This is a genomic window from Melghirimyces profundicolus, assembly GCF_003054245.1.
GTDB lineage: Bacteria > Bacillota > Bacilli > Thermoactinomycetales > DSM-45169 > Melghirimyces > Melghirimyces profundicolus.
In genome coordinates, this window is record NZ_QBKR01000003.1 from 224,090 (window position 1) to 233,304 (window position 9,215).

Below are 9,215 nucleotides of genomic sequence, written 5' to 3' on the forward strand. Positions count from 1 at the left end.
CCGAAATACAATTTCGATGGTTATCGTGCAAGCGCTGGCCGAAGCGGACCGGGACTATTATCCCTTCGCCGGATTGCCTCTTGGTGGGGGGTCAAATGAACCGATTAAACAAATGAGCCAAAAGGAGTGGTTGGATATGAGCCGCATGCCCCGCCCCGAATATCCGCGACCGCATTTTCGACGGGATCTGTGGATCAATTTAAACGGCGAGTGGCAGTTCGAATTTGACGACAACAATGTGGGCACCCGGGAAAAATGGTACGCGGGGAAGGATTTTTCACGCACGATCACCGTTCCCTTTTCCTATCAGAGCCGGTTAAGCGGGATCGGGGAAACCCGGTTTCATGATCTCGTTTGGTATAAGAGACGATTTGAGCTGCCGGATGAAATGTCCGGGAAAACGATCCTATTGCATTTCGGCGCGGTGGATTACCGGGCCTGGGTATGGGTGAACGGGATGTTCGTAGCGTTTCACGAAGGGGGACACGTCCCTTTTCACGCGGACATTACCCCACACCTGAAAGACGGTTCGAACGAAGTCGTGGTCAAGGCGGAGGACCCTTCAGGGGCGTTGGACCAACCGCGCGGCAAACAGTACTGGAAGGAACAATCGGAGTCCATCTTCTATACGCGGACGACCGGGATCTGGCAGACGGTATGGTTGGAAGCGGTGTCCGAAACACACCTTGAAAAAGTGAAAATGACCCCCGATATCGACCGTGACGAGATCGCGATCGAATACTGGGTGAAGCATCCCCGTCCCGGCGACCGGTTGGTGATCGGGATTTCTTTCGACGGGGAGCCGGTTGCGGAAGAAACGGTTCTTCTCCGGCAAGCCCGTTCACGGCGACGCATCCATCTCAACGATTTTCATGTCCATGGTCCCGGGAGGCTTTGGTCCCCCGAACATCCCAACCTCTACGATGTGACGTTCACATTGCGCCGGGACGACCGGGTGATGGACGAAGTGACGAGCTACTTCGGCATGCGGAAAATTTCGATCGAAAACGGGCAGGTCTTTTTAAATAACCGGCCTTACTATATGAAATTGGTCTTAGATCAGGGATATTTTCCCGACGGCATTTTGACGCCTCCATCCGACGAAGCCCTTCGTCGCGACGTGGAACTGACGAAAGCGATGGGCTTCAATGGGGCGCGCAAGCACCAAAAGGTGGAAGATCCCCGCTACTTGTACTGGGCCGACAAGCTCGGGCTGCTGGTGTGGGGGGAAATGGCCAACTGCTACACCTACTCCGACCAAGCGGTCAGACGGATGACAGCCGAATGGCAGGAAGCGATCGAGCGGGATTACAACCACCCGTCAATTGTGGCCTGGGTGCCGCTCAATGAGAGTTGGGGAGTCCCGCAGTTGCTCACCGATCCGAGGCAGCAAGCCCATTCCCTGGCCCTGTACTGGTTGACCAAATCCCTGGACCCGACGCGATTGGTCATCTCCAATGACGGGTGGGAACATACCCGGTCGGACCTGTTCACCATTCACGATTACGAAGCACGAAAAGACGTGCTGAAGGAACGGTACGCCGATCAGGACCGCATCCTTTCGTCCATGCCTGGAAACCGGTTGCTCTATGTCCCCGGTTATCCGTATCGGGGAGAGCCGATTCTGGTGACGGAGTTCGGGGGCATCGCCTATAAGAAGAGTGACTGGGAGGGGTGGGGTTATTCCGGGGCTTGCGATGACGAAGATTTCGTCAATCGCTACCGGGATGTGGTCTCCGCCATGCTGGAATCCCCCATGATCCAGGGGTTCTGCTATACCCAGTTGACGGACGTGGAGCAGGAGATCAACGGGCTACTCACCTACGACCGCAAACCAAAAGTCGATCCGGAGAGGATCCGCAGCATAAACGAAGGCCGTGGTTGATGCTGCGGCCTTTCTGTTGCAAAGAGAGGGGGATACCCATTGAAAAAGAACGATCTGTTACAGTCGGGAGGGAACGCCTTTTTCTGGGCGACAGGAATCGAAGATACCTTCATCCCCCAATCGGGGCCCGGGAAACGGGCGTTGGACGAGTATGAACTGACCGATCACTACAACCAATGGAGAAAGGACCTCGACCGGGCGGCGGAGCTGGGCGTGTCGATGATGCGGTACGGCGTCCCCTGGTATCGGGTCAACCCCGCGCCCGGCGTGTTCGACTGGGGGTGGATGGATCGGGTGTTGGAATACATGGTCCAAGAAAAGGGCATCGTCCCCATTGTCGATCTGATGCATTACGGTACCCCCTTGTGGCTGGAAGACCAGTTCATTCATCCGGACTATGAGGACCGGGTCTCGGAGTATGCCATGAAGTTCGCCGAACGGTACCGCGGTCTGGTCCGGTATTACACCCCCTTGAATGAGCCCTATGTCAACGCGGAGTTCTGCGGTGAAATCAAGCGGTGGCCTCCCTGTCTGGAAGGAGAAAGGGGCTTCGTCGCGATCATGAGAAACCTGTGCCGGGGGATCATCAAGACGGTACGAGGAATCCGTTCCGTCGATCCCGATTCGGTGATGGTCCATGTGGATGCCACCGGCTGGTTTTACCCGGGGAGTCCCGAGCTGGCCGAAAAGGCGGATCATCTGTTCCACAAACGGCTACTCTGTTTTGATCTGATCTCGGGGAGAGTGGACGAGGGACACATTCTGTCCGGCTGGTTGGCCGCCAACGGCCTTGTCCGGGAAGAGCTGGAATGGTTCCGGCGGCACGCGATCTCCCTGGATATCGTCGGGGTGAACTACTACCCGGAACTTTCCGTCTTCAAAGTGATCGAGGAAGACGGCACAGTCACCCTGAAGCCGGTCTGGGGCGGGACGGAGGGGTTGAAAACCACCATCAGCGCCTACTACAACCGCTACCGTCGGCCAATTTTCCTCACCGAGACCAGCACCAACGAGAAAGTGGCCAGCCGGGAGCGGTGGTTGTCGGAGTCGGTTCAAGCGATACGGGAGCTGCGTGAGGAAGGGATTCCGGTGATCGGTTACACCTGGTGGCCCCTGTACGACCTCGTCAATTGGGATTACCGGGAAGGAGACGCATCGATGGCGGAGTATATCGAGCCGATGGGGCTGTGGTCCCTTGAAGAAGAAAGTGGTTTGTGGGTCCGAAAACCACTGGGGGTGGTCAGTGCGTTTAAGGAGGTGGTCCGTTCCGCTGAATTTCCCCCGGTCATGATGAGAAAACTGGATTTTTCGTGATAAAAAAAGACAAGGAATCTTTTGAAAAAAGAAGACCAATTCTGTATAATGAAGTTAAATAATTAATTAATTTAAGTAATTGAAAAAGAGGTGAACCGTTCCGTGGAGTTGCGATATAACCCGCTGTTGGACGATTGGACGATGGTGGCATCCAACCGGAAAAAACGGCCCAACATGCCGAAAACGGATTGTCCTTTTTGCCCAGGGTCGGGTAAAGTTCCTGACGTGTATGACGTACTGAAGTACGACAATGATTTTCCGGCGCTGATGCCGGAGCCGCCGGAACCGGACCCGGTCGGATCCGATCTGTACCGGACGGAAAAGGCGGTGGGGAAGTGCGAAGTGATCCTCTACTCCCCCAGCCACACGGCCACCCTGCCGGAACTCCCCGTGGACCACATTGAAAAACTGGTCGACCTGTGGACGGAACGGTTTGTGCAACTGGAGAAGGACTCCCGTCATGAATACGTGCTCATCTTTGAGAACCGGGGGGAGGAAGTGGGGGTGACGATGCCCCACCCCCACGGTCAGATCTACGCCTATTCCCGGATGCCGCTCAAGATCCGGATGGAGCTTTCCAACTGCAAAAAGCATCATGAGCGGACGGGGTCCTGTCTCATCTGCGATATGAACCAGGAGGAACAGGAATTTAAAGAGCGCGTGATCGTGGAGAACGACCATTTTCTCGCCTACATTCCCTTTTTTACCGACTATCCCTACGGCCTGTTTATCGCGAGCAAGAGCCATCGGACGGCTTTGAGCGATTTCAGCCGCGGGGAGAAGCGTGCCCTCGCCGACATTCTGAAGCGGATGACCGGGGCGATGGACACCCTGTTCGACCGGCCTTTTCCCTACATGATGGTGCTGCACCAGCGGCCGGTGACCGGGGAGGATGTAGAGGATTACTACCATTTCCACATCGAGTTCTATCCACCTCTCAGGGAGCGGGACAAGATCAAATATTACGCCTCATCGGAGATGGGAGCCTGGGCGGCCTGCAACCCCCACGCCGTCGAGGAGACGGCGCCCCAGTTGCGGGAGGCCTACCGGCGCTGGCTGGAGCGGGAAGGGGTGGACGCTTCGTGACGGACCACCGATGGCTGAGGGAGGAGTTCACCAAGGTGTTCGGACCGGGTCCGACCCGCCTTTTCTTCGCCCCCGGGAGGGTCAACCTGATCGGAGAGCACACGGATTACACCGGAGGATATGTCTTTCCGGCGGCGCTCTCCTTCGGCACCTGGGCGGTGGTGTGCCCCCGGAGAGATGGGGTGTATTCCCTCGCTTCCACGGGTTTTCCGGAGCGGGTCGTGTGCAGGCGAGACGGGATCCGCTACCGGCAAGAGGATGGTTGGGCCAATTATCCCAAGGGCGTGATCCGGCAGTTTGCCGAAAAGGGAGCCACCCTGAAGGGAGCGGATATCCTGTTTCACGGCGATATGCCCCGGGGGGCCGGCCTTTCTTCCTCCGCCTCGATCGAACTGGCGACGGCGGTCGCCTTGGCCGCTTTGGAGGAGGGGGAGTGGCCGATGCTGGACCTGGTTCGGATGGCACAGCGGGCGGAGAACGAATTCATCGGGGTACAGTCCGGGATTATGGACCAGTTTTCATCGGGGATGGGCAAAGCGGACCATGCCATCCTCCTCAACTGTCGGACGCTGGCGTACCGGTACGTCCCCCTTGAACTGAAGAATTTCCGCCTGGTGATTGTTCACACCAACAAAACCCGCACCTTGACGGATTCCAAGTACAACGAGCGGCACAGGGAGTGCTTAGAGGGGTTCCGCCAGCTCAGACACCGACTGCCCTTCGCAGGGGTGCTGGGAGAAGTGAAGGTGGAAGACTGGGTTTCCCACCGGAACGCGGTGGAGTCGGGTCTGCACCGGAAGCGATTGAAGCACGTGGTTACGGAAAACCGGCGCGTAGTGGATTCCGCCGCGGCCCTGGAGTCGGGTGACCTCTTCCGGTTCGGGGAGCTGATGAAAGAGTCGCACCGGTCGCTCCGGGATGATTATGAAGTGACGGGCCCCGAGCTGGACGTCTTGTTTGAGGCGGCCTCTTCCTTCGATGGGTGCATCGGGGCAAGGATGACCGGAGCGGGCTTTGGTGGTTGTACGGTCAATCTGGTGCACCGGGATCGCTTGCGGGGTTTCCGGGAACATGTAACGGAGCGATATTCGGAACGAACCGGCCGCAATCCCTTGTTCTACCCGGCGGAGATTGGGGAAGGGGCCCGGGAAATTACGGAGGAGGAGTAAACGATGGCTGTATTGGTAACGGGGGGAGCCGGATACATCGGCAGCCACACGGTGGTCCATCTAAAGGAGCGGGGCGAAGAGGTAGTTGTCCTCGACGGTTTGAAGACCGGACACGTAGGTGCCGTGCAGGGTGATGCCTTTTACGAGGGAGACCTCCGGGACGGGGAAGTCTTGGAGCGGATTTTCTCCGGACACGACATCGATGCCGTTGTCCATTTCGCGGCCAGCTCCCTGGTGGGGGAGAGCGCCGAAAATCCCTTGAAGTACTATGATAACAACGTTTACGGCACCCTGTGCTTGCTCCGGAAAATGGCGGAGCACGGGGTGGAGAAGATTGTTTTCTCCTCGACGGCTGCGGTATATGGGGAGCCGAAGAACATCCCGATCCGGGAGACGGACCCGACCCGCCCGACCAACCCCTACGGGGAGACGAAGCTGGCCGTCGAAAAGATGTTGGCATGGTGTGAAAAAGCATCCGGCGTGCGATCTGTCAGCCTCCGCTATTTCAACGCCGCGGGCGCCTTGCCCGGCGGACAGATGGGCGAGGACCACGATCCGGAGACTCACCTGATCCCCATCGTACTGCAGACGGCTCTTGGACAGCGGGAGTCGATCGCGATCTTCGGAGAGGATTATCCGACGAAGGACGGCACATGCATTCGGGATTATATTCATGTGATGGATTTGGCTGAGGCCCATGGTCTCGCCCTGGAGAAGCTGCGCAGGGGAGGGGGGAGCGGCGTGTACAACCTGGGGAATGGGGAAGGCTTCTCCGTAAAAGAAGTAATCCGCGTCGCGAGGGAAGTGACCGGCCGCGAAATCCCCGTCAAGGCGGCGCCCCGCCGTTCGGTGGACCCGGCGGTACTGGTCGCCTCCTCTGAAAAAGCCCGATCCGAACTGGGCTGGCAGCCAAAGTACCCCCGGTTGGAGGAGATCATCGAGAGCGCCTGGAATTGGCACCAAAGCCACCCGCACGGTTACGAAAGCCGGCACGGGGAAAGGGGGTCGGCCGGATGAAGACGGACGCTCCCGCAGAAGTGAAGGAACGGGTCGAAGGTTTGCGCCGATGGATGGAAGATAAGGAGCTGGAAGGGGTTCTTCTCCGAAAGCGGCGCAGTTTCGCCTGGCTGACCGGCGGCCGGTCCAACCACATCGTCCAGTCGGAGGAAAACGGGGTGGCGGATGTGTTGGTGTTGAAGGATCGGGTGATCTGTTTTACCACCGAGATGGAAGCTACTCGCATCGCGGAAGAGGAGTTGGCCGATCTCGGTTTTGAAATGGTCGTCTCCCGATGGAGCGAGGGGACGGAGCACCGCCTCGCCCAAGCCTGCCGGGGGAAACGCGTGGGCAGCGACGCCCCGGCGGAAGGGGTGGACAGCATCCCCTTCGGCCCCGGGCTGGCCCGTCTCGCCTATGTGCTGGGACCTTCCGAGCGCGCCCGCTATCGGGAATTGGGCCGGGAGGCGGCCCGCGCCTTGGAGGAAACCTGCATGGAAATCCGGCCAGGGATGACGGAGCATGAGATTGCGGGGCTTCTCGCGGGGAAGGCGGTCTCCCGGGGTATGCGGATACCGGTGCTCCTCGTGGCGACGGATGAGCGGATCCACCGCTACCGTCATCCGATCCCGACGGGGAAACGGCTGGAACGGTACGCGATGCTGGTCCTGTGCGCTGAACGGGCGGGGCTGGTCGCCAATGCGACCCGATTTGTTCACTTCGGTCCCCTGCCTCCGGATCTGCTGGAGAACCGGCTCAAGCTTGCAGAGATCGACCTGGCAATGAACCGGGCCACTCGGCCCGGGGTGCCGATCCGGGAGGTGTTCCTCACGGGGATCCGTGCCTACAAAAGAGCAGGGTTCCCGGACGACTGGCGCTATCTCCATCAAGGTGGCCCGACGGGCTACGCCTCCCGGGAGTTTTTGGCCGACCCGGAGAGCGAAGGCGTGGTGCAGCTCAACCAGGCCTTCGCCTGGAACCCTTCCCTGCCGGGGATCAAATCGGAAGATACCATCCTCGTCCGCCGGGATGAGAACGAGTTTTTGACTCATACGGGAGAGTGGGTTTATATTAAACTGACAGCGGATGGACAACTGTACCGAAGACCGGATATTCTCGTGAGGTAAAGGGAAGGGAGTCCACCGCGGCAGGCAAAGGACGGTGACCTCATGTCGCGTTCCATACCGACAGGCAGTTTTCAATGGATGAAGTCCATCAACAAATCCGCTATTCTCAACGTGATCCGGCTCCAGGGGCCTATCTCACGGGCGGAGATCGCCAAGGTGACGAAGTTGACGTCCCCCACCGTCACCAACATCGTCGCCGAGCTTCTGGAATCCGGTCTCGTGGTGGAGAGCGATCGCGGGGTGTCAACCGGGGGGCGTAAGCCGATCCTGCTGAAGATCAACGGCTCCGCCTTCGGGGTGATTGGCGTCTACGCTGGTGCGAGAAAGGTGGAGGCCTTGGCAGCGGATTTGGACGGCAACACTAGTGACGAAACACATCTCCCCGTACCTCCCCGCCCGACGGCGGAGCAGTTTGTCTCGATTGTCAAAGAGGCGGTCCGTCAGGTGGCGGAAAAGATTCAAAACAAAAACCAACCCCTGTTGGGAATCGGGGTCGGGATGCATGGCCTAGTCGATCCTGTTCAAGGTGTCTCCATCTATGCTCCTAATCTCTATCTGCGGGATATCCCCATCGGGTCGATGCTGGAAGAGGAATTCGGGGTCCCTGTTGAAGTGGAGAATGACGTGCGGGCTTTGGCGATGGGGGAGAGTTGGTTCGGCCAGGGACAGGGCATCGATGATTTCGTCTCAGTCCACGTGGGAACTGGGGTGGGAGCGGGGATCGTCTTTGACGGCCGGCTGGTTCACGGCCCCTCCTTCACGGCGGGGGAGCTGGGCCATATCACCATTGACATCCACGGTCCCTTGTGCAGCTGCGGCAATTATGGATGCCTGGAAGCCTTCGCCGCCGCTCCGGCCATGGTGAAGCGCGCCCGGGAGCGGCTGCGGGCGGGAGCTTCGTCCTCCTTCTTGGACTGGATCGGCGATGCCTCCGATTCCCTGACCGGGGAAGCGATCTTCGAGGCGGCCCGGCAAGGGGACGCCTTTGCCATCAAAGTGCTGGAGGAGACGGGCCGCTATCTTGGGATTGGGCTGTCCAATCTGGTCAACCTGTTTAACCCGCGCAAGATCATCTTGAGCGGCGGTGTGGTCGCGGCCGGCGCCTTCGTGCTCGGCCCGTTGAAGCAGACTGTCCGGGAGCGGGCCCTCTCCACCCCCGCCGCGGATGTGTCGATCGTCCCATCAACCCTTGGGGAAAAGGGAAGGGCGATCGGCGCTTTCACCCTTGTTATGCAAAAACTTTTTCAACCCCAGCCGTAATTTGCGCGGAAGCCAGCTTGCTAAAGACTATTTATGATTACGTTACAGAGATGCAAACGCGTTTTATTACTGGAGGTGCAAATCGAAGGGGAATAGAAGACGTATATCGACACGTTGGAAAACATAAACCTTGATAGATTTATACAAATTTATCAAAATGATGCCAGGCCTGTTGATTAGGGAAAATCAACCAAAATCATCGGTATCTGTCTAATAACTCATAAACGGATAGTTCAACTTCTGTCGGTAATTGCTGCCAACAAAGCTTTCGAACAAAGCGAATAAATGAAAGTTTGACGGTACGCCATTCAGGCTGGGTTTGTTGGTAAAGCCAGTTCAACAGCAGATAAGCAATGAATGCACCGTAAAGCTGGTTGT

Annotated in this window: 7 protein-coding genes and 1 pseudogene; 7 read left to right on the forward strand and 1 reads right to left on the reverse strand. The window is 58.1% G+C overall.

From position 1 onward, the window contains the following. Nucleotides 1–136: 136 nt before the first annotated feature. From C8P63_RS03730 to C8P63_RS03760, 7 genes are all read left to right on the forward strand, one after another. A complete protein-coding gene (locus C8P63_RS03730) occupies nucleotides 137–1,885 on the forward strand; it encodes a glycoside hydrolase family 2 protein (protein ID WP_108022014.1) in 1,749 nt (582 codons plus the stop codon). Between the two features lie 39 nt (nucleotides 1,886–1,924). After that, entirely contained in the window at nucleotides 1,925–3,199 is a 1,275-nt protein-coding gene (locus tag C8P63_RS03735; protein ID WP_108021984.1) for a family 1 glycosylhydrolase, read from the forward strand. 102 nt (nucleotides 3,200–3,301) lie between these two features. Further along, nucleotides 3,302–4,285: a galactose-1-phosphate uridylyltransferase gene (gene galT / locus C8P63_RS03740; protein WP_108021985.1), complete on the forward strand. Its 984-nt coding sequence runs from the start codon at nucleotides 3,302–3,304 to the stop codon at nucleotides 4,283–4,285. A 14-nt stretch (nucleotides 4,286–4,299) separates the two neighbouring features. Next, entirely contained in the window at nucleotides 4,300–5,454 is a 1,155-nt protein-coding gene (locus C8P63_RS03745; RefSeq protein ID WP_425437234.1) for a galactokinase, read from the forward strand. Nucleotides 5,455–5,457: 3 nt separating this feature from the next. After that, entirely contained in the window at nucleotides 5,458–6,471 is a 1,014-nt protein-coding gene (galE, locus tag C8P63_RS03750; RefSeq protein WP_108021987.1) for a UDP-glucose 4-epimerase GalE, read from the forward strand. Continuing rightward, nucleotides 6,468–7,577 (forward strand): M24 family metallopeptidase, encoded by a 1,110-nt coding sequence (locus C8P63_RS03755; RefSeq protein ID WP_108021988.1) that lies wholly within the window; start codon nucleotides 6,468–6,470, stop codon nucleotides 7,575–7,577. The genes galE and C8P63_RS03755 overlap by 4 nt, the downstream gene beginning before the upstream one ends. A 42-nt stretch (nucleotides 7,578–7,619) precedes the next feature. Then, nucleotides 7,620–8,837: an ROK family transcriptional regulator gene (locus C8P63_RS03760; RefSeq protein ID WP_108021989.1), complete on the forward strand. Its 1,218-nt coding sequence runs from the start codon at nucleotides 7,620–7,622 to the stop codon at nucleotides 8,835–8,837. A 196-nt stretch (nucleotides 8,838–9,033) separates the two neighbouring features. Here the strand turns inward: C8P63_RS03760 and C8P63_RS19355 are convergent. Further along, nucleotides 9,034–9,215: pseudogene (locus tag C8P63_RS19355) on the reverse strand (IS4 family transposase); the annotation flags it as partial.

What these genes read in the sequence shown, in the direction of transcription:
- C8P63_RS03730 (WP_108022014.1), top strand. Translation starts at nt 137, where the DNA reads ATGAGCCGCATGCCCCGCCCCGAATATCCGCGACCGCATTTTCGACGG.
- galE (WP_108021987.1), top strand. Translation starts at nt 5,458, where the DNA reads ATGGCTGTATTGGTAACGGGGGGAGCCGGATACATCGGCAGCCACACG.
- C8P63_RS03755 (WP_108021988.1), top strand. Translation starts at nt 6,468, where the DNA reads ATGAAGACGGACGCTCCCGCAGAAGTGAAGGAACGGGTCGAAGGTTTG.
- C8P63_RS03760 (WP_108021989.1), top strand. Translation starts at nt 7,620, where the DNA reads ATGTCGCGTTCCATACCGACAGGCAGTTTTCAATGGATGAAGTCCATC.